Origin of the sequence: Tranquillimonas rosea, assembly GCF_900111315.1 — a bacterium.
Taxonomy (GTDB): Bacteria; Pseudomonadota; Alphaproteobacteria; order Rhodobacterales; family Rhodobacteraceae; genus Tranquillimonas; species Tranquillimonas rosea.
Map to the genome: position 1 here is coordinate 140,508 of NZ_FOGU01000006.1, position 24,218 is coordinate 164,725.

The window sequence follows — 24,218 nt, forward strand, 5'->3', positions numbered from 1 at the left end:
GCCGGTGCGGTGACGGGCTGGCTCGGCGTCGCGGCGTGCCTGTGGGTGCTCGCGGCGGTGGGCGTGTCGATGCTGCCGATGCGCTGGCAGTATCTTCCCGGTTCGGTGCTGCTGGTCGCCGGGATCGTGCTGGCGGGTCTTCTGGCCCGTGCGCTCGGTCCCCTGGCGGCGCTTGCGGCCGCGCTGGCCATCGCCTCGATGTTCCGGCGGCCCCTGGTGGCGCTGGCGCGGCGCCTGGCGGGGCGGGCGTGACGATGGCGCTCGTCCTGGCCTGCCTCTGGTGCATCGTGGCGAACCTGCTGGCGATGCGGCCGAGCCGGCGGAACCACTGGCCCGAGGCGATGGCGCTGATCGCCGCCGGTGTCCCGATCCTGGTCTGGGTCGCTTGGGCGGAGGGGATGTGGCTCGGCGCGCTGTTCTTCGTGGCCGGGCTGTCGGTGCTGCGGTGGCCCGTGCGCCATCTCGGCGCGTGGCTGGTCCGCACCGCGCGACGCCGCTGAGCCACTGGCATGATCACCGCCGCCATGGCAGACCGGAGCGGCGCTGCGGAAGGGAACGAGATGAACGACCAGAAACAGATCCTGCCCGAGATCGAAGGCCGCGTGACCCCGGATCGCGACCTCTCCGGGCTGACCTGGCTGCGCGTCGGCGGACCGGCGGACTGGCTGGTGCAGCCGGCGAGCCTGGACGATCTCTGCGGCTTCCTCGCAGCGCTCGACCCGTCCGTGCCGGTCTTTCCGATGGGCGTCGGCTCGAACCTGATCGTGCGCGACGGCGGCCTTCGCGCGGCCGTGATCCGGCTGGGCCGCGGCTTCAACGGGATCGAGATCGACGGCACCCGTGTCACCGCCGGCGCCGCCGCGCTGGATTCGCATGTCGCGCGGAGGGCCGCGGAGGCGGGCGTCGACCTGACCTTCTTGCGCACGATTCCCGGCGCGATCGGCGGCGCGGTGCGGATGAACGCGGGCTGCTACGGCACCTATGTCGCGGACCGCCTCGTCGAGGTGCAGGCCGTCACGCGCGAGGGCAGGGTGGTAACGCTGAGCCGCGATGAGCTGAACCTCGCCTACCGCAGCAGCGACCTTCCCGAAGGCTGGGTCCTGACGCAGGCCGTGTTCGAGGCGCCGGCCGGCGATCCCGCGACGCTCGAGGCGACCATGGCCGAACAGATCGCCCGTCGCGATGAGAGCCAGCCCTCGAAGGAGCGCACGGCGGGCTCCACCTTCCGCAATCCGGCGGGGTATTCCTCGACCGGGCGGGCCGACGACACCCATGATCTCAAGGCGTGGAAGCTGATCGACGAGGCCGGGATGCGCGGCGCGCAGGTGGGCGGCGCCATGATGAGCGAGAAACATTCGAACTTTCTCATCAACACGGGCGGCGCCACGGCGGCCGATCTGGAGGGGCTCGGCGAGACGGTGCGCGAAAAGGTATTCCAAACCACTGGAATTTCGCTAGAATGGGAAGTGATGAGGGTCGGCGAACCGGCCCCTGAGGCAGACGACTAGGCAACGAAAACAAGGGCCGCACAAAAAGGCCCTCAGCACGAGTGGCGGGTATGTCGAGCAGGGCAACCCCCAAGGTGGCGGTACTGATGGGCGGGCCCTCGGCAGAACGCGAGGTGTCCCTGTCATCCGGGCGCGAATGCGCGACCGCGCTGCGGGGCGAAGGCTTCGAGGTGATCGAACTGGACGCGGGTCCGGACCTTGCCGCACGGCTGTCCGAGATTGCCCCCGATGTCGCCTTCAACGCGCTGCACGGCCGGTGGGGCGAGGACGGTTGCGTCCAGGGCCTGCTAGAGTGGATCGGCCTGCCCTATACTCATTCCGGCGTTCTGTCCTCGGCGCTCGCGATGGACAAGGAGCGTACCAAGGACGCCTATCGCAGCGCCGGTCTTCCTGTCGTGCCCTCTCTTCTGGCATCGGCCGACGACGTGCGCGCGCGGCACGTGATGGATCCGCCCTATGTCGTGAAGCCCTACAACGAAGGCTCGTCGGTCGGCGTCTACCTCGTGCACGAGGCGGCGAACGGCCCGCCCGCGCTGGCGCCGGACATGCCCGAGATCGTCATGGTCGAGCGCTTCGCGCCGGGCCGCGAGATGACGACCACCGTGGTCGAGCGGCCGGGTGAGGGGCCAAAGGCGCTGACGGTGACCGACATCATCACCGACGGCTGGTACGACTACGAAGCCAAGTACCTGCCCGGCGGGTCGCGTCACGAACTTCCGGCGGACGTGCCGAAGGACGTGTTCGACGCCTGCCTCGCCCATGCCGAACAGGCCCACACGGCGCTCGGCTGCCGCGGCCTAAGCCGCACGGATTTCCGCTGGGACGAGTCGCGCGGCGTCGACGGGCTGGTCCTGCTCGAGACGAACACCCAGCCGGGCATGACGCCCACCTCGCTGACGCCGGAACAGGCGGCACATGTGGGCATGGGCTTTGGCACGCTGTGCCGCTTTCTGGTGGAGGACGCGTCGTGTCACCGGTAGGCCCCCGCGATCCCGCGCCGTCGCGCCTGGCGTACCGGCTTCAGCGGCTGATGCTGACGCCGGGCTTCCGGCGGTTCCTGCGCACGGGGCTGCCCTGCCTCGCGGTGATCGGCACGGTCGGGATCCTGGCCGCCGACCAGGAGCGGCGCGAGGCAGTGCGGCTGTGGGTCGACGACCTGAAGGCCGAGATCCAGCAGCGCCCGGAATTCATGGTCAAGCTGATGGCCGTCGATGGTGCCTCGCCGGTGCTGGCCGAGACCATCCGAGAGGTGATCCCGGTCGACCTGCCGATGTCGTCCTTCGATCTCGACCTTCCCGACATGCAGGCGAAGGTGCAGCAGCTGGACGCGGTCAAGAGCGCCGAACTGCGCGTGCGTCCCGGCGGCGTGTTGCAGGTGTCGGTGGACGAGCGACAGCCCGTCATCGTCTGGCGCAACGCCGAGGGGCTGGAGCTGCTGGACGAGACGGGGCATCCGGTCATGCCGGTGCGGCACCGTCAGGCACGGCAGGACCTGCCGCTGATCGTCGGGCGCGGCGCGGATCAGCGCGTGGCCGAGGCGCGGGCGCTTCTGGACGTGGCGGCGCCGATCGACCACCGGATTCGCGGCTTGTTGCGGGTCGGCGAGCGGCGCTGGGACGTAGTGCTCGACCGCGATCAGCGCATCGCGCTGCCGGAGACCGAGCCGGTGCAGGCGCTGGAGCGGGTCATCGCGATGGACATGGCGCAGGACCTGCTGAGCCGGGCCGTCACCCATGTCGACATGCGCAACGTGCAGCGGCCGACGGTGCGGATGGCCGACACCACCGCCACAGAACTGCGCCGGATTAGTGCGAACCAAGCGGGAGCGACCACGGAATGACGGATCTCTACCAGTCCCAGCGGGCGATGCGCGCGATGCGTACGGCGGCGATGCAGCGGGGCGTGATCGCCATTCTCGATGTCGGCACCAGCAAGATCGCCTGCCTTGTCCTGCGCTTCGACGGTCCTGGCCGCACCCGCGGCAACGACGGGATCGGCTCGCTGGCCGGGCAATCCTCGTTCCGGGTGATCGGCGCGGCGACGACGCGGGCGCGCGGCATGCGTTTCGGCGAGATCGAGGCGATGGCCGAGACGGAGAGGGCGATCCGCACCGCCGTGCAGGCGGCGCAGAAGATGGCCGATGTCCGGGTCGACCACGTCATCGCCTGCGTCGCTGGCGGCGATCCGCGGTCCTACGGGCTGGCGGGCGAGACCGAGCTCGACGGTCATCCCGTCCAGGACGCCGATGTGGCACGGGTCCTGGCGGCCTGCGACGTGCCCGATTTCGGGCAGGGTAGAGAGGTCCTGCACGCGCAGCCGGTGAACTTTGCCCTCGACCACCGCTCGGGCCTGAACGATCCGCGAGGGCAGATCGGCAACCGGCTGGCCTGCGACATGCACCTGCTGACGGTGAACGGCGCCCTGATCGAACACCTGATCTACTGCCTCAAGCGCTGCGACCTGGAGCTCGCCGGGCTCGCCAGCGGCGCCTATGTCTCGGGGATCTCGTCTCTGGTCGAGGACGAGCAGGAGCTGGGCGCGGCCTGCATCGACATGGGCGGCGGCGCGACCGGGCTGTCGGTGTTCATGAAGAAGCACATGATCTATGCGGACAGCGTGCGGATGGGCGGCGATCACGTGACGTCGGACATTTCCAAGGGGCTCCAGGTGCCGCTGGCGACAGCCGAGCGCATCAAGACCTTCTACGGCGGCGCCGTGGCGACCGGCATGGACGACCGCGAGATGATCGAGATCGGCGGCGAGACCGGCGACTGGGAACTCGATCGCCGCACCGTGAGCCGCGCGGAACTGATCGGGATCATGCGGCCTCGGGTCGAGGAGATCCTCGAAGAGGTGCGCTCGCGCCTCGACGCGGCCGGGTTCGAGCACCTGCCAAGCCAGCAGATCGTGCTGACCGGTGGTGGCAGCCAGATCCCCGGTCTCGACACGCTGGCCCCCAAGATTCTGGGTCAGCAGGTGCGAATCGGCCGTCCGCTACGGGTCCACGGGCTGCCGCAAGCGGCCACGGGGGCGGCCTTTGCCAGCGCGGTGGGCCTGTGCCTGTTTGCCGCGCATCCGCAGGACGAGTGGTGGGATTTCGCCATTCCGGCCGATCGTTACCCCGCCCGCTCGCTGAAGCGCGCGGTAAAATGGTTCAAAGACAATTGGTAGTCGCAATATCTTGATGCATTGCGGACACTCAGCGGATCATTGCCAATAGTTTTCCATATTCTGTAGTAGATCTGTGTTTTTTGGGTGACGCAACGGCCGCAGACAGTTAGGATTTATTGAAATCATGGCAGATGGCTCCGGCGGACAGGGGGCCCGGAAAACGACAGGCGGACATATCGATGACCTTGAATCTCATGATGCCCGAACAGGATGAGCTGAAGCCGCGGATCACCGTGTTTGGTGTGGGCGGCGCCGGCGGCAACGCGGTCAACAACATGATCGCCAAGCAGCTCGACGGGGTCGAGTTCGTGGTGGCCAACACCGACGCCCAGGCGCTGCAGCAATCCACGGCTCCGGCGAAGGTCCAGATCGGCACCAAGGTCACCGAGGGCCTGGGCGCGGGCGCGCGCCCCTCGGTCGGTGCCGCCGCGGCCGAGGAGTCAATCGAACAGATCGTTGATCACCTTGCCGGCGCGCACATGTGCTTCATCACCGCCGGGATGGGCGGCGGCACCGGGACGGGCGCCGCGCCGATCATCGCGCAGGCTGCGCGTGAGCTGGGCGTGCTGACCGTCGGTGTCGTGACCAAGCCCTTCCAGTTCGAGGGCACCAAGCGGATGCGCCAGGCCGAAGAGGGCGTCGAGTGCCTGCAGCGGATGGTCGACACGCTGATCATCATTCCGAACCAGAACCTGTTCCGCCTCGCCAACGAGAAGACGACCTTCACCGAGGCGTTCTCGATGGCCGATGACGTGCTGTACCAGGGCGTGAAGGGCGTGACCGACCTGATGGTTCGTCCGGGCCTGATCAACCTGGACTTCGCCGACGTCCGCGCCGTCATGGACGAGATGGGCAAGGCGATGATGGGCACCGGCGAGGGCGAGGGCGAGGATCGCGCGATCCAGGCCGCCGAGAAGGCGATCGCCAACCCGCTGCTGGACGAAATCAGCCTGCGCGGCGCCAAGGGCGTGCTCATCAACGTCACCGGCGGCACCGACCTGACCCTGTTCGAACTGGACGAGTCGGCGAACCGCATCCGCGAGGAAGTCGACCAGGACGCCAATATCATCGTTGGCTCGACGCTGGACGACACGATGGAGGGCCGGATGCGCGTCAGCGTCGTGGCCACCGGGATCGACGCGACCGCCAGCCAGGGCGATGTCCCGCTGCCGCGCCGCCGCCTGTCCGAGCCGCTTCAGCAGCCCACCCATGTCGAGGCCGCGATTGAGGAAGCGCCCACCGAGGTCGCCGAGGATCAGCCGACGCAGGCTCCCGCCGCTCGCGGCCGCGAGTTCGACCGCGACTTCTTCGATGACGTGGCCTCTGCGCCCGTCGCCGAGCCGCACGGCGCGGACAACTTCCGCAACACCGGCGGCCGCCCCGAGGCGAGCGACGACCTGCCGCCGCCGGCCTACCAGCCGCGCCACGAGCAGCAGCCTGCCGCGGCGCAGTCCGAAGAGGCCGCGCAGCCCCGTGCCCAGGCCCCCGGCCAGCCCTCGCCCGAGGCGCTCGCCCGCCTGCAGCAGGCCGTGCGCAAGACGCCGGCCGGCGAAGAGCGCGCCCCGCAGGAGCAGCAGCCGGCCGCGCGCCAGCCCCAGGGCGGCAACGTCGAGCAGCATCCCGCGGCCGAACGTCCGCGCTTCGGGATCAACTCTCTGATCAACCGCATGACCGGTCACGAGGCGGAAACCCAGCAGGGCCGCGGCCAGCCGCAGGGCCAGCAGCCGGCGCAGCGTCGCCAGCAGCCTCCGCTACGCGGCGGCCAGCAGCCCGCGCAACAGCCCGAGGCCCAGGACGAGAACTCGGCCGAGCAGGAGCGGATCGAGATCCCGGCCTTCCTGCGCCGCCAGGCAAACTGAGGTTTTCACTCACGGACGTGAACGGGAGGGCCGGCGAAAGCCGGCCCTTTTTTCGTTTGAGACCAGCGTGTTGCGATCGGGATTGCGGGATCTGTGCAAGTCGCCGCCGACGGCGATTCGTCCTGTTTCAGCCCGTCACAAAGATTGAATTGTGTCGAAACCGTTAGGCGCTTAGCTGACCATGAAGAAAAAAGACGCGAGCACGACGGGATACGGGCAATGATGCAGACGACGCTGAAATCGGCGGTGACCTTCGAAGGAACCGGTCTCCACTCTGGCAAGCCCGTTCGCATGGTGGTTCGTCCCGCGTCGTCCGAATACGGCATCTGGTTCTGCCGCACGGATGTCTCCGGGCGTGATCCCCTCATCCCTGCGCGTTGGGATGCCGTGCACTCGGCCAAGCTCTGCACCGCCCTGTCCAACGGCGACGGCGTGTCCGTCTCGACCGTCGAGCACATCATGGCCGCCATCGCCGGCATCGGTCTGCACAATGCCCTGATCGAGATCGACGGTCCCGAGGTTCCGATCCTTGACGGATCCTCCGCGCCGTTCGTCGCCGCTCTGCTGGGCCGTGGCCTGCGGACGCTGCGCACGCCGATCCGCGCCCTGCAGGTGATGGAGCGGGTCGAGGTGCGCAACGGAGACGCCGTGGCGCGGCTCGAGCCGTCGGACTGCCTCGAGATCGATTTCACCATCGACTTCCCCGATGCCGCCATCGGCCGGCAGCAGCGGCGCTTCGACCTGGCCAACGGGCGCTTTCTCTATGAACTGGCGGATTGCCGCACATTCTGCCGCGAGGCGGATGTCGAGGCGATGCGCGCCCAGGGCCTCGCCCTTGGCGGCACCTATGACAACGCCGTGGTCGTCGACGGTGACCGCATCCTCACGCCCGGTGGCCTGCGCCGCCGCGACGAGGCGGTGCGTCACAAGATGCTCGACGCGCTCGGCGACCTCGCGCTGGCGGGCGGGCCGCTTCTGGGACGCTACACCTCGATCCGTGGCGGGCACGCGATGACCAACGCCCTGCTGCGCGCGTTGTTTGCCCGTCCGGGCGCCGTGCGCATGATCGAAGTCGACGCCGACAATGCCGCGCGCCTGCCGGGCAGCGGCGTGTCCCGTGCCGACCTCGCGGCGGTCGCCTGACCTGCGTCGGCGCCGGCCGGCGCAAAGGCGTTTTGCCCCGATTTTTTCTGTGCTAGACCCTCGCCAAGACTGCGGACATGCTCTGCGGGAAGATAAGGTCGCAAGGGGTGCAGCCATGGGGACAGGCCAGGGAATGACGGGCAAGGTCTTGATCGCCACGGCTTTCTGCGTGGGACTGGCCTCGTGCGGGATCGGCGATGGCGTGGCCAGCCGGCAACAGCCGCTGGACTCCCTGTCGGCAGCCGAGATCTACCAGCGCGCCGAGCTTCAGCTCGAGAATGACGATCCCGAGGAAGCTGCCCGCTACTTCGGCGAGGTCGAGCGGCTCTATCCGTATTCCGAGTGGGCCAAGCGTGCGCTGATCATGCAGGCGATGTCCTATCACCGGGACCGCGATTACCAGAACTCGCGGGCGGCGGCGCAGCGTTACATCGACTTCTACCCCGCGGACGAGGATGCCGCTTACGCGCAGTATCTGCTCGCGCTCAGCTATTACGACCAGATCGACGATGTCGGCCGGGACCAGGGCCTGACCTTCCAGGCGCTCCAGGCGCTGCGCGACGTGATCGAGCGCTATCCCGAGAGCGAGTACACGAACTCGGCGGTCCTCAAGTTCGACCTGGCCTTCGATCACCTCGCCGGCAAGGAGATGGAGATCGGGCGCTATTACCTCAAGCGCAAGCACTACACCGCCGCGATCAACCGTTTCCGGGTCGTCGTCGAGGACTTCCAGACCACGACGCACACGCCCGAAGCGCTGCACCGGCTGGTGGAAAGCTATCTCGCGCTGGGGCTCGAGGACGAGGCGCGCACGGCGGGGGCCATCCTGGGCTACAACTACCAGGGCACCGAGTGGTACGAGGACAGCTACGCGCTGCTCACCGGCCGCGGTCTGACGCTGGAGCCCACGGGCGACAGCTGGCTGCGCACGGTCTACCGCCAGGTGATCCGCGGCGAATGGCTGTGATCCTCCAGACCCGACCCGTCTGAACCATCATGCTGCGTGGCCTCGACATCCGGGACATGCTGCTGATCGACCGGCTGGAACTCGACTTCCAGCCGGGTCTCAACGTGCTGACGGGCGAGACCGGCGCGGGAAAGTCCATCCTTCTGGATTCGCTGGGATTCGTTCTGGGCTGGCGGGGCCGGGCCGATCTGGTCCGGCAGGGTGCCAGCCAGGGCGAGGTGACGGCGGTGTTCGACCTGGCGCCTGATCACCCGGCGCGGGCGGTACTGCAGGAGGCCGGCATCGACGCGGGGGACGAACTGATCCTGCGGCGCGTGAACACTGCCGAGGGGCGCAAGACGGCCTGGGTCAACGACCGGCGGGCCAGCGGCGAGGTGCTGCGGCGGCTGTCCGATACGCTGGTGGAACTGCACGGTCAGCACGACGATCGCGGCCTTCTGAACGCGCGCGGCCACCGCCAGCTGCTCGACACGTTCGCCGGGGCCGAGGATCAGCTCGTCGCGGTACGCACGGCGTGGCGGGCGCTGGCCACCGCCCAGTCCGATCTGACCACGGCCGAGAGCGCGCTGGAACAGTCGCGGGCCGAGGAAGAATACCTGCGCCACGCGGTTGCCGAACTCGACGAACTGGATCCGCAGCCGGGCGAAGAAGAGCGGCTGGACAGCGAACGCCGCGCGATGCAGGCGGCCGAGCGCGTGCGCGGCGACGTGGCCCGCGCGCTTCAGGCGCTGGGGGGCGAGGGGGCCGAGGCGCTCTTGAACGACGCCTCCCGCTGGATCGACGGGGCGAACGAGGCGGTCGAGGGCCGGCTGGACGCGCCGCTCGCTGCCCTGGAACGCGCGATGGAGGCGCTCGGCGAGGCCGAGCAGGGCGTGTCCGATTGCCTCAATGCGCTCGAGATCGACCCCTATGCCCTGGAGCGGACCGAGGAACGTCTCTTCGCGATCCGCGCCCTGGCGCGCAAGCACGACGTCCTCGCCGACGAGCTGGGCGGTTTCGCCGACGACCTGCGCACAAGACTGGCGGCGATCGACGCGGGCGACGCGGACATCGCCGCGCGCCGGGCCGCCGTGACCGAGGCGCGGGGCCATTACGACGCCGCCGCTTCCGACCTGTCCGAGACCCGCGCCATCGCCGCCCGGCGGCTCGATACCGCGATGGCCGACGAACTTGCGCCGCTCAAGATGGAGCGCGCGGTCTTTCGCACCGTGATCGAGGAAACCGAGCCGGGCCCCGAAGGCCAGGACTCCGTTACCTTCACCGTCGCCACCAATCCGGGCGCCCCGCCGGGGGCGCTGAGCAAGATCGCCTCGGGCGGCGAGCTCAGCCGCTTCCTGCTGGCACTCAAGGTCTGCCTGACGCAGAACGCCGAGGGCCTGACGATGATCTTCGACGAGATCGACCGCGGTGTCGGCGGCGCGACGGCGGCGGCCGTGGGCCGGCGGCTGTCGGCGCTGGCCGAGCGGGGGCAGGTGCTGGTCGTCACCCACTCGCCGCAGGTCGCCGCGCTGGGGGCGCATCACTGGCGCGTGGAGAAACGCGTCGCGGACGACACCACGACCTCGACCGTCGTGCCGCTGGACGCCGGCGACCGCGTGGACGAGATCGCCCGCATGCTCGCCGGCGACACCGTCACCGACGAGGCGCGGGGCGCGGCCAAGGCGCTGCTGGCGGGATAGATCAGGCGCGGTAGTCGTGCGGCGTCAGCCCGTCCGGCGTTGCCACCTGCGTCTCTGCGCCTGGCACGACATCGGTGTTCTGGGCGGTCACGCAGGTCCAGCCATCTTCGGCACGGTGCATCACGAAGGTCAGGATGTTGGTGCGCGCCTCGGCGATGCCGCCGTCGGGGGCGATCTGCCCCGAGAGGTGCATCCGCGCCTGCACCACCGCCGTATCGCCCAGCTCGCGCAGCCTGACCCGCCCGACCCGCAGGGTGCTGTCGCGGAAGAACGTCGTCAGGCCATAGCGATGCGCCCGTTCGATCGCCGCGCGATCGTGCCACCATAGGCCGACGACGTTGACGAAATCGGCATCCTCGGCGAACAGCCCGGCCAGCGTGGCGGCGTCGCGGTCCGCCCAGGCGGCGGCGAAGGCGTGGGGCATCTCCTCGGGGGCCGACAGGTTCAATTCGAGCGGATCAGCTTGCCGGGGTTCAGCAGCCCCCCGGGATCGAGGGCGCGCTTGATGTCACCCATCACGGACCAGCCGTCCCCGTGCTCGGCCTCCATGTAGTCGAGCTTGCCCAGGCCGATCCCGTGCTCTCCGGTCACGGTGCCCCCCATGCGCAGCGCACGGTCGGCCATGCGCGCGGCAAGGTCCTTCGCGGCCTTCATCTCGGCCGCGTTGCCCGGTTCGATCAGCAGCGTCGCGTGGAAGTTGCCGTCGCCTACATGGCCCAGGATCGGGCCGGGAATCGGCGAGGCGGCGATATCGGCGGTGGTCTCCTCGACCGCTTCGGCAAGGCGCGAGATCGGCACGCAGATGTCCGTCGCCATCATCACCGCGCCGGGTTTGAGCGCGCGCATGGAATAGGCCGCTTCGTGCCGCATCTTCCACAGCTTCGTGCGTTCCTCGGGCTTGGCGGACCAGTGGAAGGGGCCGCCGCGATGCTCGGCCACGACCTCGCCGAAGCGCGCGGCTTCCTCGGCCACCGCCGTCTCGGAGCCGTGGAATTCCACCATCAGGTGCGGCTTCTCTTCCATGTCGGTGCCCGAGCTCATCTTGAAGGCGCGCACGCATTCGGCGTCGATGAACTCGATCCGGGCAAGCGGAATGCCCAGCTGGATCGTCTCGATCACGCAATCCACGGCGCTGCCGATGTCGGGAAAGGCGCAGACGCCGGCCGACACCGCTTCGGGCTGGCCCCACAGCCGCAGCGTCAGTTCGGTGATCAGCCCCAGCGTGCCCTCCGACCCGACGAACAGGCCGGTCAGGTCGTAGCCGGCCGAGCTTTTCCTCGCCCGGCTGCCGGTGCGGATCACGCGGCCGTCGGCCATCACGACCTCGAGCGCGCGGACATTGTCGCGCATCGTGCCGTACCGCACGGCCGTCGTGCCCGAGGCCCGCGTCGCCGCCATCCCGCCGATCGTGGCGTCAGCCCCCGGATCGACCGAGAAGAACAGGCCCGTCGCGCGGAGTTCCTCGTTCAGGCGCGAGCGGGTGACGCCGGGCTGGACGCGCACGTCCATGTCCTCGGCGTTGATCTCGACGACCTTGTCCATCCGCGAAAAGTCCATCACGACGCCGCCCTTCGTGGCCAGCGCGTGCCCTTCCAGCGACGTGCCGACGCCCCAGCCGGTGATCGGGCAGCCATGCGTGGCGCAGATCCGCACCGCCGTTGCGACCTGTTCGGTCGAGTCGGGATAGAGCACGCCGTCGGGCAGCGTCTCGGGGAAATGCGCCTCGGACCGGCCGTGAAGCGCAAGGTCCGACTCCGACCGGCTCAGCCGATCCCCCAGGACCTCGGAAAGTTCGTCTAGAGCGGTGTGGATCGTCATGGCTCGGATGGCCCCCTTCGGCGTGACAGGTTCGGGACGGCGTCGACCCTAGGCCACGGGCCGTGCGGGCGAAAGGCCGATACTAGCGGCCGCAGAGATAGCCGTAGACGGGAAACTCGGCCCCCGGCGGGACGTACCTGATGTGATCCAGCTCGCCGCCATAGCTGACCAGCTCGATCGGCATGATCCCCTCGTCCTCGGTGCGCATCTGAACGGTCTGGCCTTCGATCCGGTAGGTCACCGGTAGCGATACGCCCCCTGTATCGAGTTGCTGGTACATCCCGTCGCCCAGTGTCATCGGGTCGCTGCATTGTTCGGGCGAGGTGCCGGGCGCCAGGCGCAGCTGGGCGGGCCGGGGCGTCCAGCGCCCGATCAGGAAGGTGGGCGGCAGACGCTGGAACTCGTCGTAATCCGCCAGCGCGCGGTACTCTTCCAGGAAAGCCTCGAAGCCCCGGCTCTCGCGCAGCACGGTGAGATAGCGGTCGGGGTCGGACTGCCGCAATTCCTCCAGATAGAGGCCGGCGCGGCCGTCCAGCACGTGCAGCGCCCCGAAATACACCACGCTCGCGGCCAGCGCGACGAGGCCGCCGACGACCTCGATCCGCGCGGGGCGGTAGTGTCTCCAACGGGATACGCTCGTCATGCCTGTCTCCGATTCTGCCTTGGTCCAAGGCGCGGTCGGTCGGGGCATGCCACGCTTTGCATCTTTGCGCACAAAGGCGTAGCTGGATGCGACGGGCTTGCTCGGCCGGCAGCGCGATTGCGCGGACCATATCCTTCGCCGCCGATGCCTACAATTGCTGGACGCTTTGCGACATGACCGAAACGACGACGGACGACACCAAGTACCCCCTGACAGCTCCCCAGGATGACAATCGACGCGGCTCGATGATCGGGTTGTCGCTGATAGCGGTGGTGATCGGCATCGTCACGGGACTCGGCGCGGTGCTGCTGCGTTACCTGATCGCGGTCATTCACAACCTCGCCTTCCTCGGCGAGTTCTCGTTCCACTACGACGCCAACCTGCCGACCCCGCCCGCGCCGTTCGGGCCGCTGGTGATTCTCGCGCCGGTCGTCGGCGGGCTCATCGTGCTGTGGCTGGTGCGCACCTTCGCCCCCGAAGCGAAGGGCCACGGCGTGCCCGAGGTGATGGACGCGATCTATTACCGTGGTGGCCATATCCGCCCGGCGGTGGTGATCACCAAGTCGCTCGCTTCGGCCCTGTCGATCGGGTCTGGTGCGTCCGTCGGACGCGAGGGGCCGATCATCCAGATCGGCTCGGGCATCGGGTCGGTGCTGGGTCGGGCGTTTCGGCTGAGGTCGTGGCAGGTGATCACGATGGTCGCCGCCGGGGCAGGGGCCGGCATCGCGGCGACCTTCAACACCCCGCTCGGCGCTGTGTTGTTCGCGGTCGAGCTGATGCTGCCCGAATTCAGCGCCCGCACGCTGCTGCCCGTCGTCCTGGCGACGGGGACCGCGACCTATGTCGGCCGTCTCGCCTTTGGGATGGAGCCCGCCTTTCTGATGGCGGCACACAGCCGCCCCGACGTGTTCGTGCCGCTGTCGGTCGACATGCTGCCGCTTTACGTCATCTTCGGCATGGTCGCCGGCGTCGCCGCGTGGCTGTTCGTGAAGGTGCTCTACGGGACCGAGGACCTGTTCGAGAGCTGGAAGGCCAACCCCTACGTCAAGAACATGGCGGGGATGCTGTCGCTCGGCATCCTGATGTATGTCCTGCTGCTGACCACCGGCCAGTACCACACCGAAAGCGTCGGCTACGCCACCATCGAAGCGATCCTGACCGGGCAGCTGACGGCGCCGGGCTTCCTGTTGCTGCTGTTCGTGCTCAAGCTCCTGGCGACCTCGGTGTCGCTCAGCGCGGGGGCCTCGGGCGGGGTGTTTTCGCCCTCGCTGTTCCTCGGCGCGGCGCTCGGGGCGGCGTTCGGCAGCGGGCTGGACTTCCTGTTCCCCAATCTCGGCTTCCACTCCGTGACCTTCGCGGTGATCGGCATGGCGGCGATCGTCGGCGCGTCGACCGGGGCCGCGATCACGTCGATCATGATGATGTTCGAGATGACGGGCGACTACTCGATCACCGTCGCGGCGATCATCTCGGTGGTCTGCGCGCTCGGCGTGCGGCGCCGGCTGTCGGATGACGACATCTATACGACCAAGCTGTCCCGTCGCGGCGCGCATATCCCGCGTGAGCGCCGATCCCACAGCTTCTCTATCCGCACGATCCGTCAGCTGATGTCGCCCTCCGCCGGGATCATCGAGAAGTCCGAGCTGGGCTCGAGCGGCGTCGTCGATACCGAGCTGGGCAAGGAGCGCGTCTATGCCGTCGTGACCGAGGGGCGCAACGTGGTCGGCATCGTCCGGGTCCACCCCGAGGACCCGACGAAGCGCCACGGCCCGATCATCGCGCCGGTGGGCTACGCGCAGGAGACGAGCTTCCTCCAGCGGGCGATGACCAACATGGCCGACCGCGGCCACTCGGCACTGCTGGTGGTGCCCGAGGGCGTGCAGCCGAAGCCCGAGAACGTCATCGGCGTGCTGACCCGCGACGCCATCGCCGACTCGGTGCTGCGCGACTTCCGCAGCTGACCGGCGGGGCGGCGGCTCAGGTCATCCTGACGCCGAGCTGCCGCTCCATCTTCTCGAGGGGGACGTTCTTCGTCTCGGGGAAGAAGGTCAGCACGATCACGAACTGCGCCACCATCATCGCCGCGAAGACGAAGAAGGGCAGCCCCTGCGACGCCGCGGCGATCGAGGGGAAGACGGCGGCGATGGCGGCGTTCAGCCCCCAATGGGTCGAGGCGCCCACCGCGCTGCCGCGTCCGCGCACCGGCTGCGGAAAGACCTCGGAGATATAGACCCAGATCACCGCGCCGGTGCTGGGCGCGAAGAACACGATGAACGAGATCAGCGCAACTAGCACGTAGATGCCCGGCAGCACGCCGTTCAGCGCCAGCGCCGCCACCACAAGCGACACCGCCATCCCCGCCGACCCGATCAAGAGCAGCGGCCGCCGCCCGAGCCGGTCGATGAAGAGGATGCCCACGGCGGTGAAGATCGTGTTTACCACGCCGATGACGATGGCCTGCAGGTCCGGCGACAGGTCGTTGCCGGCGGCGGCGAAGATGTCGTTGAGGTAATAGAGCATCGCGTTGATGCCCGAGAGCTGGTTGAACCCGGCCACGAAGATCGCCAGCAGGATCGGCTTGGAGTGACGCCGCCAGGACAGTTTTTCGGCGTCTGCGTCGCCGGTCTCGCCCTCACGGAAATGGGCGATCTCGGCATCGGCGTGGCGGCCGGAAATGCCGATGAAGGACAGTGCCTCGCGCGCCTCGTCCTCGCGGTCCTGTCCGGTCAGCCAGCGCGGCGTGTGCGGCACCCGCAGCAGCAGCAGGAAGAACACGATCGCCGGCGCGGCCGCGACGCCGAACTTCCACCGCCACTCGGCTGTGCCGACATCCATACCGACAATCACCGCGTTCGAGATGTAGGCCAGCAGGATGCCGGTGATGACCATGAACTGAAACGACGCGACCAGCCGGCCCCGGCGCGACGGTGGCGCCACCTCCGAGATATAGACCGGCGCCAGCACCGACGCGCCGCCCACGGCGAGTCCGCCGATCACCCGGAACACCAAGAGCGAGGTCCAGTCCCAGGCCAGCGCCGAGCCTACGGCCGACACGAGGTAGAAGATCGCCAAGACGCGCAGCACGTTGCGGCTGCCGTAACGGTCGCCCGGCGTCCCGGCGACAAGTGCCCCGACCAGCGTTCCCCACAGCGCCGACGATACCGTGACGCCCAGCCAGACGGGCGACAGATCGTATTCCTGCCGCAAGAGCTCTGTCGTGCCCGAGATCACTGCCGTGTCGAAGCCGAACAACAGGCCCGCCAGCGCGATGGTGATGGTGCAGATCAGAAGGCCGGGCTCGGTCAGCGGCGGCTCGGCCTCGGACGAGATGGCGGCGTCGGCATCGGACATTGCGGCCTCCGGAAAGCGCCGCCCCCGATGGCGGCCCGGCGCGACCTAGCCGCGATGCATTCGCCGTCAATTCCCGCCAAGCCGGGCTGCGCAAAGGAAAAAGGGCGGCCCACCGCCGCCCCTTGCACGCCCGGATTCCGTGACGCGGATCAGAGTTCCTCGACCGTGACCTTCTCGGCGTCGAACGCCAGATGCCCGGCCAGCCGCGCGGCCTCGGGCGCGGGCGCCTCGTAGCTCCAGGCGGCGTCGGGGATCAGCGTGCTCTTGGTCTGGATCGAATAATATGTCGCCTCGCCCTTGCGATCGTCCTTGGTGCGCGTGGACGAGGAATCGAGAAACTCGACGCCGATATCTTCGCGCGGGAAGTAGATGACCGCCCCCTCGGAATCAGCGACCTCGATTGCCCTGCCGCTTTCGCCCAGCACGGCGCCTCCGGCGCGGACCACCCAGGTCGTCTGCGAGTCGCGGATCGTGATGTCGTCAGCCATGTTGCTCCCCCGTCCGATGGTGATCGGTTTCGCGCGGACCGTAGCAACAAAGATGCGACAGCGCCATGACGGGTGTTACCGCAATCAGATCGGCCGTGTCGCCTCGGCCAGCCATGCCGCCGCGCTCTCGGACAGGCGCGGGCCGATGCGCTCGGCCACCGCGGCGTGATAGTCGTTGAGCCAGTCGCATTCCTCGGCGCTCAGCATCGCCGCGTTGATCAGCCGGCGGTCGATGGGCACCCATGTCAGCGTGCGGAAAGCGTACATCTCGCGCGGGTCGGCACCGGCCAGTTCGGGCGCGGGTTCGACGACGATCAGGTTCTCGATGCGGATGCCGAACGCGCCCTCGCGGTAGTATCCCGGCTCGTTCGACAGGATCATCCCCGGCTCGAGCGGCACCTCGTTGCGACGCGACAGGGCCTGCGGCCCCTCGTGCACGCCCAGGAAGGTGCCGACGCCGTGCCCGGTGCCGTGGTTGTAATCCTGCCCCGCCAGCCACAGGGGTGCGCGGGCCAGCGGGTCCAGGTCGCGCCCGGCGAGTCCCTTGGGGAAGCGGGTGCGCGAGATGGCGATCATCCCGCGCAGGACACGGGTGAAACAGGCGCGATGTTCCGCCCCGGGCTGGCCGATGGCCACCGTGCGAGTGATGTCGGTGGTGCCGTCGGGATACTGCCCGCCGGAATCGACCAGCAGCAGCTCGCCCCGGCGCAGCGCGCGGTCGGTCTCTTCGGTCACGCGGTAATGCACGATGGCGCCGTTCGGGCCGCTGCCCGCAATCGTGTCGAAGCTGATGTCGCGCAACATGTTCGTCTCGCGCCGGAAACCTTCCAGCGCGGTGACCACGTCGATCTCGGTCAGCCGTTCGGACGGATCCGACAGGGCGTCGGCCCGCTCGTCCAGCCAGGCCAGGAACTCGCACATGGCCGCGCCGTCGCGCAGATGCGCCTCGGTGGTTCCGGCAAGCTCGGCTTCGGTCTTGATCGCCTTGGGGCGCAGGCAGGGGTCCTCGCCGAAGGCAATCTCGACCTCGGCCTCCTCGAGCAGGCGCAGCACCTCGACCGGGGCGCTGCGGCGGTCGACGCGCACCGGACCCTCGACCTGCGACAGGGCGGGGGCAAAGCCCTCGGCCGGCTGCACGGCGACCTCGTCGCCGAGGTGCTCCAGCACGCCGTCGGCCTTGCCCGGCGTCACGAACAGCTCGGCCCGCCCGCTGTCGAAGACCAGCGCGAAGCCGTGAGGCACCGGCGTGTGCGCGATGTCGCCGCCGCGGATGTTGAACAGCCACGCGATCGAGTCCGGCAGCGTCAGAACGGCCACCTTCTGCCTCGCCTCGCCGAGCGTGCGGGCGACCTCCTGCCGCTTGTCGCGATGATCGCGTCCGGCCAGTTCGGCCGAGTGCGCGGTGATCGGCGCGGCGGGCGGAGCGGGCTGGTCGGGCCAGACCCGGTCGATCAGGTTGTCGATATCGATCAGGCCGATGCCCTTGGGCTCCAGCGCCTCGCGCAGTTCCTCGATCTCGGCCACGGTATGCAGCCACGGATCGAAGCCGACCCGCGCATTGGCGTGCAGCCGTTCCGCCAGCCAGTCCGCCAGCTTGGTCTCGGGCCAGGCCACCGGGGTGAACGCGGTCGTGTCGACCTGCGCCTTGACCTGCACGGTATAGCGGCCGTCGACGAACACGCCCGCCTGATCGGTCAGCACCGCCGCAAACCCGGCCGATCCGGTAAAGCCGGTCAGCCAGGAAAGCCGCTCATCCCGCGGGGCGACGTATTCGCCGCGATGCACGTCCGCGCGGGGCACGAGAAAGCCGTCGAGGTTCTCGGCCGCCATCTGCGCGCGCAGCGCCTCGAGCCGCGGCGGCCCCTGGTCGGGACGGGTGGGGGAGTCGAAGGTCTGGAACATCGTGTCTCCTTCCGCTCGGTCCCGCGTCTTGTGTCGCGGAATCCGGCGAAAGGCCAGCCCCGGTTCGCGCCCGTCAGCTGGCGTTCTTGAGCCCCACGATCTTGGCCCGGGCGCGCGGATCGTTGTCGAACAGGTCGGCGAGCTGCTCGGTCATCGCGCCGGCCAGCTGTTCGACATCGGTGATCGTGACCGCGCGGTTGTAGTACCGCGTGACATCGTGGCCGATGCCGATGGCGATCAGTTCCACCAGCTTGCGCTTCTCGACCATCGAGATCACGTCCCGCAGGTGCTTCTCCAGATAGTTCGCGGGGTTCACGCTGAGGGTCGAATCGTCCACCGGCGCGCCGTCCGAGATCACCATCAGGATCTTCCGCGCCTCGCGGCGGTTGGCCATCCGGCGGTGCGCCCATTCCAGCGCCTCGCCGTCGATGTTCTCCTTCAGCAGGCCCTCCTTCATCATCAGGCCCAGGTTCGTGCGGGCCCGGCGCCAGGGAGCGTCGGCGGGCTTGTAGACGATGTGGCGCAGGTCGTTCAGGCGGCCCGGCATCTGCGGGCGGCCCTCGGCCAGCCACTTCTCGCGGGCCTGTCCGCCCTTCCACGCGCGGGTGGTGAAGCCCAGGATCTCGACCTTCACGTCGCACCGTTCGAGCGTCCGTGCCAGCACGTCGGCGCAGATCGCCGCGATCGAGATCGGCCGCCCCCGCATCGAGCCGGAATTGTCCAGAAGCAGCGTCACCACGGTGTCGCGGAACTCGGTATCGCGCTCGACCTTGAAGGACAGCGGCGTGGTCGGGTTCGCCACCACCCGCGCCAGCCGCCCGGCGTCGAGGATGCCTTCCTCGCGGTCGAACTCCCAGCTGCGGTTCTGCTGCGCCTGAAGCCGCCGCTGCAGTTTGTTCGCCAGCCGCCCCACCGCGTGCTTCAGCGGGTCGAGCTGCTGGTCGAGATACGCGCGCAGCCGTTCCAGCTCGATCGGCTCGGCCAGATCGTCGGCGCGGATTTCCTCGTCGTTGGCGGCGGTGAACACCTTGTAGCCGGGGTCGGCGTCCGAGTGCTGCGGCGGCACCGGCGGATCCATCGGCGCCTCGCCGTCGGGCAACTCGGTCTCCTCGCCGCTCTCGGCGTCGGCCATCTCGTCCATCGAGACCTGTGCCTGGCTCTCGTCCTGCTGCTGTTCCTGGCTCTGGTCGGGGGCGGCTTCGGCGTCCTCGCCGTCCTCCTGGTCGTCGCCCTGGCTGTCTGGCTGATCGTCGTCCTGCGAGTCCTGCTCTTCGGCGTCGTCCTCGGACTGGTCGTCGTCACCGTCCGGATCGTCGCCCAGCTGGTCGCCATAGCCGAGGTCCTCGATCACGCGCCGGGCGAACTTGGCGAAGGCGGTCTGGTCACGCAAAGTCTCGTCCAGCCCGCTCAGCGTCTCGCCGGCCTGCGACTCGATATAGCCGCGCCAGAGATCGACGATGTTGTCCGCGCCCTCGGGCAGGTCGCGCCCGGTGGCCATCTGCCGCACCATGTAGCCCGCCGCGGCCGACAGAGGCGCGTCCGAGGCCTCGGTGATCTCGGAATATCCGCGCCGCGCGGCCTCGCTGGCGATCCGGGCGTCGATGTTCTTGGAGGTGCCGGGCATGTCGTGCGCGCCGACGGCCTCGCACCGGGCCATCTCCATCGCCTCGTAGATCTCGCGCGCCAGCTCGCCCTGGGGCGAATAGCGGTTGAAGGTGCCCTGGTCGTGGTACTTGCGCCGCATCGCGTAGGTGTCGGCGATGCCGCGCGCCAGCAGCACCTCGTCCTTGGTCATGCGCCGGCTGATCTGCGGCAGGCGGACGCCGTCCTTGTTCATGCCCGGCGGGTCGACGGAATAGCTGACAGCCATGTCGGGATCGTCGGCCAGCACCTTGGTGGCCTCGGCGAGGGCCTTCTTGAACGGGTCGGCGGGGTTGTCGCTGGGCTTGTCCATGGCGCGTAATCTAGACGTCCTGACGGCAGGCACAATGGATCGTGTCCCGGTTCGTCGGTCGCGGCGGTGACGAATTTCGGTGAAACCTATCCGGCAAGAGGTCGTTGACCGGATGACGTGGCCACGTCTCATTCCAGTTTTCGCAGGAGGAGAGACATGCCAACCCCCCAGAGAGCGATCGCAGCGGAAGCTAGCCCGGCCATCCGCGCCGTCCCAGCACGCATCATGATGGCGACGGCGACCGCCGCGCTGATCGCGATGGCGGCGCCGCAGGCTTTCGCCCAGACACAGGATGACACCACCGGCAGCGAGATGGGCGACGGCGCCTCCGCCACCGACGGCGGCACGTCGACCGGCAGCGTCACCACCGACGACAGCGGCATGGCCGATGGCGGCATGTCCGACGGCTCCGGCGAGGGCGACGCGCAGGTCGGCGGCCAGCCGATCGAAGAGGCCATAGAAGAGGCCGACGCACCCGATACGGGCGAGACCGACGCCGAGGGCCAGACCTCGGCGCAAGGCCAGGACACGGCCCAGAGCCAGAGCGGCGCCCAGGATCGGCCCGGTAGCCAGATGCAGGGCGGCCAAGGCATGCAACCCGGACAGGCCCGGGGGATGACGCGCGAGAATGCCGGCCAGACCGTCATGCTCGACATCGAGGGCTTCACCGAGACGATCTACGAACGCGGCTACCGCCAGGGCTATATCCGCGGCATGGCCGATGCGCGGCAGGGCTTCATCCAGCAGATGCGCGACCGGCACATGCAGCAGGGCATGCAGCACGGCGACATGGGCGGCGAGTACATGCGCGACATGCCCGGCGACGGCCCGGCCAGTGGCCAGCAGCGCCCGATGCCCCGCAGCGGCCAGTCCGGCGGCGGCGACGATCGCGGCGCGATCATCGTGCTGCCCCAGGGCGTCAGCCCGCAGGCCTTCGTCGACCGTCTGATGCAAGAGAATGAGCAGATGTCCGGCGGCAACTGATCCACGCCGCCGTTCCGAAAAAAGGAATACCCCGCCACCGCGGCCGGTGACGGGGTTTTTCGCGTTGATCCGGTCGTGCCGGGACGGCTCAGCCCAAGCTGATGCTCGCCGCGCTTTCCGGCAGCTCCTCGTCGAAGCAGCGCTGGTAGAACTCGGCGACCGTCTCGCGCTCGAGCTCGTCGCACTTGTTCAGGAATGTCAGCCGGAAAGCATAGCCGATGTCGCGGAAGATGCCGGCGTTCTGCGCCCAAGCGATCACCGTGCGCGGCGACATCACCGTCGACAGGTCGCCGTTCATGAACGCGGTCCGGGTCAGGTCGGCGACGGTGACCATCTGGCTCACCTGCCGGCGGCCCTTCTCGGTGTTCCAGGCGGGACATTTCGACAGCACGATCGCCGCCTCGGCGTCATGGCTGAGATAGTTCAGCGTCGCCACCAGCGACCAGCGGTCCATCTGGCCCTGGTTGATCTGCTGGGTGCCGTGATACAGGCCCGTGGTGTCGCCCAGGCCCACCGTGTTCGACGTGGCGAACAGGCGGAAATAGGGGTTGGGGTGGATCACCTCGTTCTGGTCCAGCAGCGTCAGCTTGCCGTCCACCTCGAGCACCCGCTGGATCACGAACATCACGTCGGCGCGCCCGGCGTCGTACTCGTCGAACACGATCGCGGTCGGGTTGCGCAGCGCCCAGGGCAGGATGCCTTCCTGGAACTCGGTGACCTGCACGCCGTCCTTCAGCTTGATCGCGTCCTTGCCGATCAGGTCGATCCGGCTGATGTGGCTGTCGAGGTTCACGCGCACGCAGGGCCAGTTCAGCCGGGCGGCAACCTGTTCGATGTGGGTCGACTTGCCGGTGCCGTGATACCCTTGGATCATCACGCGGCGGTTGTACTGGAAGCCTGCCAGGATCGCGAGTGTCGTGTCGGGATCGAACTTGTAGGTCGAATCCAGCTCGGGCACGCGGTCGGACCCGTCGGCGAAGCCCTTGACGTGCATGTCGCTGTCGATGCCGAACACCTCGCGAACCGAGAGATCCTCGGTCGGCTTGGCGTGGATATCGATGCTTCCGTCGGCCATGTCGGTGTCCTCTTCGTGTCTCGCCCAGCTGCGCGTCGGTGGCGCGCGGGCCCGTCGCGGCGGGCAGGGGCCCGCGCGTCTCGTTGAAGCTGTGGGTGCAACATATCGCGGGGCTGTGCAAGGAAAAGGCCGCACACGGGCCTTCTTGGGCGGATGCCATGCGGCGGCCGCGCCGTGGCCGAAACGTGACGCCCCGCCGCCGTCGCCCCGGACGCACTGGTCTCGCGGGGGCGCATTTGCTCTAACCCTCCGCAGCGAGGGAGAGATACCGCATGTCCACGACCCGCATCGCCGAGATCGAGACACTGATCGGAGCCACGGCCCAAGGTGACCGCGAGTCGTTCCTGCGCCTCTACGACGCGACCAGCGCGAAACTCTTCGGCGTGGCCCTGCGTGTCTTGAACGACAGGGGCGATGCGGAAGAGGCGCTGCAGGATGCGTTCCTCAAGATCTGGCGGAACGCGGGCCGCTACGCGGCCAACGGGCTCAGCCCGATGACGTGGCTCATCACCGTGGTTCGCAACACGGCGATCGACCGGCTGCGCACCCGCAAGGCGCGACGCGACGCCACCGACGACGTCGACGCGGTGGCCGAGCTGCCCGACGGCGGCCCCACGCCCGAGGCGGCGGTCATCGCCGCGTCCGAAGGGGCGCGGGTGCACGACTGCCTCGGCGAACTGGACGGCGACCGCGCGGACGCCGTGCGGGGGGCGTATCTCGACGGCCTGACCTATCAGGACCTCGCCGACCGCCACGAGGTGCCGCTGAACACGATGCGGACCTGGCTGCGCCGCAGCCTGCAGAAGTTGAAAGAGTGCCTGACGCGATGAGCGACGACCCGAACACCCCCGGCGACCCGCCCGACGGCGACGCGATGCTGGCGGCCGAGTACGTCCTTGGCCTGTTGCCCGCGTCCGAGGCCGACGCCTTTGCCCTGCGGCTCGAGACCGAGGGCGCGCTGCGGGCCGAGGTCGCCCGGTGGCAGGAGGACTTCGTCGCGCTGGCCGACGACATCGCCCCCGCGGCCCCGCCCGCCCGCGTGCGCCGCGCGCTGGCCGAGGCGACCGCGCCCGCCCCGTCGCGGCGCAGCCGGGGGCTGGGACCGCGCCTGCGCTTCCTCGGCGGTCTGGGCTCGGGCATCGCGGTGGCCGCACTGGCCGCGCTTGTCGCGGTTCTGCTGGTGCCGCAGGCGGCGCCCCCGCCCGAAACCCCCTCCGACACCGCCGGGACCGAAGCCGACGCGCCGTCCTACGCCGCCCGGATCGCGGCGGACGACGACTCGCTCGTGATGCAGGCCAGCTACCAGGCCGACAGCGGCGCGCTCTCCGTCTCGCGCTCGGCGGGCGGGGCGCCGCAGGGCAGGGTGCTCGAACTCTGGCTGATCCCGAACGGCGCCGACGCCCCGGTCTCCCTCGGCGTGCTGCCCGAAGAGGACAGCGCCGAGCTGGCCGTGCCCGAGCCGCTGCGCGACCGGATCGCGGGCGGCACGCTGGCGGTGTCCGAGGAACCGCCGGGCGGCTCGCCCACGGGCGCGCCCACCGGGCAGGTGCTGGCCGCCGGGGCGGTTTCCGAGGGCTGACGGGACCGGGTCCGCAGGCGTGTGCTCACGCGTCTGTGATCGAAAATGTCAAATGTGACGAAACTTTCTGCCGTCCTCGGTCGTGTCTAGGGGCAAG

Annotated in this window: 21 protein-coding genes and 1 pseudogene; 14 read left to right on the forward strand and 8 right to left on the reverse strand. The window is 69.0% G+C overall.

What is annotated here, in order from left to right:
- The first annotated feature begins 9 nt into the window (after nucleotides 1–9).
- From BMZ25_RS11625 to recN, 10 genes are all read left to right on the forward strand, one after another.
- Nucleotides 10–252, forward strand: a complete 243-nt coding sequence (locus tag BMZ25_RS11625) for a DUF2484 family protein (protein WP_235859851.1) — start codon at nucleotides 10–12, stop codon at nucleotides 250–252.
- Nucleotides 253–254: 2 nt separating this feature from the next.
- Nucleotides 255–500: a DUF2484 family protein gene (locus BMZ25_RS11630; RefSeq protein WP_328586856.1), complete on the forward strand. Its 246-nt coding sequence runs from the start codon at nucleotides 255–257 to the stop codon at nucleotides 498–500.
- Between the two features lie 60 nt (nucleotides 501–560).
- On the forward strand, nucleotides 561–1,508 hold the full coding sequence (murB, locus tag BMZ25_RS11635; protein WP_268874213.1) for a UDP-N-acetylmuramate dehydrogenase: 948 nt from the start codon (nucleotides 561–563) through the stop codon (nucleotides 1,506–1,508).
- Between the two features lie 50 nt (nucleotides 1,509–1,558).
- Entirely contained in the window at nucleotides 1,559–2,488 is a 930-nt protein-coding gene (locus BMZ25_RS11640; RefSeq protein WP_092693760.1) for a D-alanine--D-alanine ligase, read from the forward strand.
- Nucleotides 2,476–3,348 carry a cell division protein FtsQ/DivIB gene (locus BMZ25_RS11645; RefSeq protein ID WP_235859852.1) on the forward strand — a complete coding sequence of 291 codons (873 nt, stop codon included), beginning with the start codon at nucleotides 2,476–2,478 and terminating at the stop codon, nucleotides 3,346–3,348. Before BMZ25_RS11640 ends, BMZ25_RS11645 begins: the two co-directional genes overlap by 13 nt.
- Nucleotides 3,345–4,679 (forward strand): cell division protein FtsA, encoded by a 1,335-nt coding sequence (gene ftsA / locus BMZ25_RS11650; protein WP_092693762.1) that lies wholly within the window; start codon nucleotides 3,345–3,347, stop codon nucleotides 4,677–4,679. The genes BMZ25_RS11645 and ftsA overlap by 4 nt, the downstream gene beginning before the upstream one ends.
- 179 nt (nucleotides 4,680–4,858) lie before the next feature.
- Nucleotides 4,859–6,538: a cell division protein FtsZ gene (ftsZ, locus tag BMZ25_RS11655; RefSeq protein WP_092693764.1), complete on the forward strand. Its 1,680-nt coding sequence runs from the start codon at nucleotides 4,859–4,861 to the stop codon at nucleotides 6,536–6,538.
- A 222-nt stretch (nucleotides 6,539–6,760) separates the two neighbouring features.
- Complete coding sequence (gene lpxC / locus BMZ25_RS11660; protein ID WP_092694109.1) at nucleotides 6,761–7,681, forward strand: UDP-3-O-acyl-N-acetylglucosamine deacetylase; 921 nt, start codon at nucleotides 6,761–6,763, stop codon at nucleotides 7,679–7,681.
- Between the two features lie 115 nt (nucleotides 7,682–7,796).
- A complete protein-coding gene (locus tag BMZ25_RS11665) occupies nucleotides 7,797–8,648 on the forward strand; it encodes an outer membrane protein assembly factor BamD (RefSeq protein ID WP_092693766.1) in 852 nt (283 codons plus the stop codon).
- 29 nt (nucleotides 8,649–8,677) lie between these two features.
- Nucleotides 8,678–10,327, forward strand: a complete 1,650-nt coding sequence (gene recN / locus BMZ25_RS11670; RefSeq protein WP_092693768.1) for a DNA repair protein RecN — start codon at nucleotides 8,678–8,680, stop codon at nucleotides 10,325–10,327.
- 1 nt (nucleotide 10,328) lies between these two features.
- Here recN and BMZ25_RS11675 read toward each other — a convergent pair whose 3' ends face one another.
- From BMZ25_RS11675 to BMZ25_RS11685, 3 genes are all read right to left on the reverse strand, one after another.
- On the reverse strand, nucleotides 10,329–10,751 hold the full coding sequence (locus BMZ25_RS11675; protein ID WP_092694111.1) for an SgcJ/EcaC family oxidoreductase: 423 nt from the start codon (nucleotides 10,749–10,751) through the stop codon (nucleotides 10,329–10,331).
- A gap of 20 nt (nucleotides 10,752–10,771) precedes the next feature.
- Nucleotides 10,772–12,145: an FAD-binding oxidoreductase gene (locus tag BMZ25_RS11680; protein WP_092693770.1), complete on the reverse strand. Its 1,374-nt coding sequence runs from the start codon at nucleotides 12,143–12,145 to the stop codon at nucleotides 10,772–10,774.
- A gap of 82 nt (nucleotides 12,146–12,227) precedes the next feature.
- Nucleotides 12,228–12,788 carry a hypothetical protein gene (locus BMZ25_RS11685; RefSeq protein ID WP_092693772.1) on the reverse strand — a complete coding sequence of 187 codons (561 nt, stop codon included), beginning with the start codon at nucleotides 12,786–12,788 and terminating at the stop codon, nucleotides 12,228–12,230.
- Between the two features lie 173 nt (nucleotides 12,789–12,961).
- On the opposite strand from BMZ25_RS11685, the gene BMZ25_RS11690 reads away from it, so the two are divergent.
- On the forward strand, nucleotides 12,962–14,749 hold the full coding sequence (locus tag BMZ25_RS11690) for a chloride channel protein (protein ID WP_235859853.1): 1,788 nt from the start codon (nucleotides 12,962–12,964) through the stop codon (nucleotides 14,747–14,749).
- 16 nt (nucleotides 14,750–14,765) lie between these two features.
- On the opposite strand, the pseudogene BMZ25_RS11695 reads toward BMZ25_RS11690, so the two are convergent.
- From BMZ25_RS11695 to cobT, 4 genes and pseudogenes are all read right to left on the reverse strand, one after another.
- Nucleotides 14,766–16,142: pseudogene (locus tag BMZ25_RS11695) on the reverse strand (sugar porter family MFS transporter); the annotation flags it as partial.
- A 146-nt stretch (nucleotides 16,143–16,288) separates the two neighbouring features.
- Nucleotides 16,289–16,627, reverse strand: coding sequence for a DUF427 domain-containing protein (locus BMZ25_RS11700; protein ID WP_092693776.1), 339 nt, complete (start codon nucleotides 16,625–16,627; stop codon nucleotides 16,289–16,291).
- 84 nt (nucleotides 16,628–16,711) lie between these two features.
- Nucleotides 16,712–18,529: an aminopeptidase P family protein gene (locus tag BMZ25_RS11705; protein WP_092693778.1), complete on the reverse strand. Its 1,818-nt coding sequence runs from the start codon at nucleotides 18,527–18,529 to the stop codon at nucleotides 16,712–16,714.
- A 73-nt stretch (nucleotides 18,530–18,602) separates the two neighbouring features.
- Entirely contained in the window at nucleotides 18,603–20,483 is a 1,881-nt protein-coding gene (cobT, locus tag BMZ25_RS11710; protein ID WP_092693780.1) for a cobaltochelatase subunit CobT, read from the reverse strand.
- A 156-nt stretch (nucleotides 20,484–20,639) separates the two neighbouring features.
- On the opposite strand from cobT, the gene BMZ25_RS11715 reads away from it, so the two are divergent.
- Nucleotides 20,640–21,467, forward strand: a complete 828-nt coding sequence (locus BMZ25_RS11715) for a hypothetical protein (RefSeq protein ID WP_143071527.1) — start codon at nucleotides 20,640–20,642, stop codon at nucleotides 21,465–21,467.
- Nucleotides 21,468–21,555: 88 nt separating this feature from the next.
- Here the strand turns inward: BMZ25_RS11715 and cobS are convergent, their stop codons facing one another.
- Nucleotides 21,556–22,542: a cobaltochelatase subunit CobS gene (gene cobS / locus BMZ25_RS11720; RefSeq protein WP_092693784.1), complete on the reverse strand. Its 987-nt coding sequence runs from the start codon at nucleotides 22,540–22,542 to the stop codon at nucleotides 21,556–21,558.
- A 272-nt stretch (nucleotides 22,543–22,814) separates the two neighbouring features.
- On the opposite strand from cobS, the gene BMZ25_RS11725 reads away from it, so the two are divergent.
- Entirely contained in the window at nucleotides 22,815–23,372 is a 558-nt protein-coding gene (locus tag BMZ25_RS11725) for a sigma-70 family RNA polymerase sigma factor (RefSeq protein ID WP_092693786.1), read from the forward strand.
- The gene (locus tag BMZ25_RS11730; protein WP_235859854.1) at nucleotides 23,369–24,121 is read left to right on the forward strand and encodes an anti-sigma factor; all 753 of its coding nucleotides are present in this window, start codon (nucleotides 23,369–23,371) and stop codon (nucleotides 24,119–24,121) included. The genes BMZ25_RS11725 and BMZ25_RS11730 overlap by 4 nt, the downstream gene beginning before the upstream one ends.
- Nucleotides 24,122–24,218: the final 97 nt, after the last annotated feature.

Bases quoted from the DNA above. Each gene is read 5' to 3' on its own strand.
- BMZ25_RS11630 (WP_328586856.1), top strand. From the start codon at position 255: ATGGCGCTCGTCCTGGCCTGCCTCTGGTGCATCGTGGCGAACCTGCTG.
- murB (WP_268874213.1), top strand. From the start codon at position 561: ATGAACGACCAGAAACAGATCCTGCCCGAGATCGAAGGCCGCGTGACC.
- BMZ25_RS11640 (WP_092693760.1), top strand. From the start codon at position 1,559: ATGTCGAGCAGGGCAACCCCCAAGGTGGCGGTACTGATGGGCGGGCCC.
- ftsA (WP_092693762.1), top strand. From the start codon at position 3,345: ATGACGGATCTCTACCAGTCCCAGCGGGCGATGCGCGCGATGCGTACG.
- ftsZ (WP_092693764.1), top strand. From the start codon at position 4,859: ATGACCTTGAATCTCATGATGCCCGAACAGGATGAGCTGAAGCCGCGG.
- lpxC (WP_092694109.1), top strand. From the start codon at position 6,761: ATGCAGACGACGCTGAAATCGGCGGTGACCTTCGAAGGAACCGGTCTC.
- BMZ25_RS11665 (WP_092693766.1), top strand. From the start codon at position 7,797: ATGGGGACAGGCCAGGGAATGACGGGCAAGGTCTTGATCGCCACGGCT.
- recN (WP_092693768.1), top strand. From the start codon at position 8,678: ATGCTGCGTGGCCTCGACATCCGGGACATGCTGCTGATCGACCGGCTG.
- BMZ25_RS11675 (WP_092694111.1), bottom strand. From the start codon at position 10,751: ATGCCCCACGCCTTCGCCGCCGCCTGGGCGGACCGCGACGCCGCCACG.
- BMZ25_RS11680 (WP_092693770.1), bottom strand. From the start codon at position 12,145: ATGACGATCCACACCGCTCTAGACGAACTTTCCGAGGTCCTGGGGGAT.
- BMZ25_RS11685 (WP_092693772.1), bottom strand. From the start codon at position 12,788: ATGACGAGCGTATCCCGTTGGAGACACTACCGCCCCGCGCGGATCGAG.
- BMZ25_RS11690 (WP_235859853.1), top strand. From the start codon at position 12,962: ATGACCGAAACGACGACGGACGACACCAAGTACCCCCTGACAGCTCCC.
- BMZ25_RS11700 (WP_092693776.1), bottom strand. From the start codon at position 16,627: ATGGCTGACGACATCACGATCCGCGACTCGCAGACGACCTGGGTGGTC.
- BMZ25_RS11705 (WP_092693778.1), bottom strand. From the start codon at position 18,529: ATGTTCCAGACCTTCGACTCCCCCACCCGTCCCGACCAGGGGCCGCCG.
- cobT (WP_092693780.1), bottom strand. From the start codon at position 20,483: ATGGACAAGCCCAGCGACAACCCCGCCGACCCGTTCAAGAAGGCCCTC.
- BMZ25_RS11715 (WP_143071527.1), top strand. From the start codon at position 20,640: ATGCCAACCCCCCAGAGAGCGATCGCAGCGGAAGCTAGCCCGGCCATC.
- cobS (WP_092693784.1), bottom strand. From the start codon at position 22,542: ATGGCCGACGGAAGCATCGATATCCACGCCAAGCCGACCGAGGATCTC.
- BMZ25_RS11725 (WP_092693786.1), top strand. From the start codon at position 22,815: ATGTCCACGACCCGCATCGCCGAGATCGAGACACTGATCGGAGCCACG.
- BMZ25_RS11730 (WP_235859854.1), top strand. From the start codon at position 23,369: ATGAGCGACGACCCGAACACCCCCGGCGACCCGCCCGACGGCGACGCG.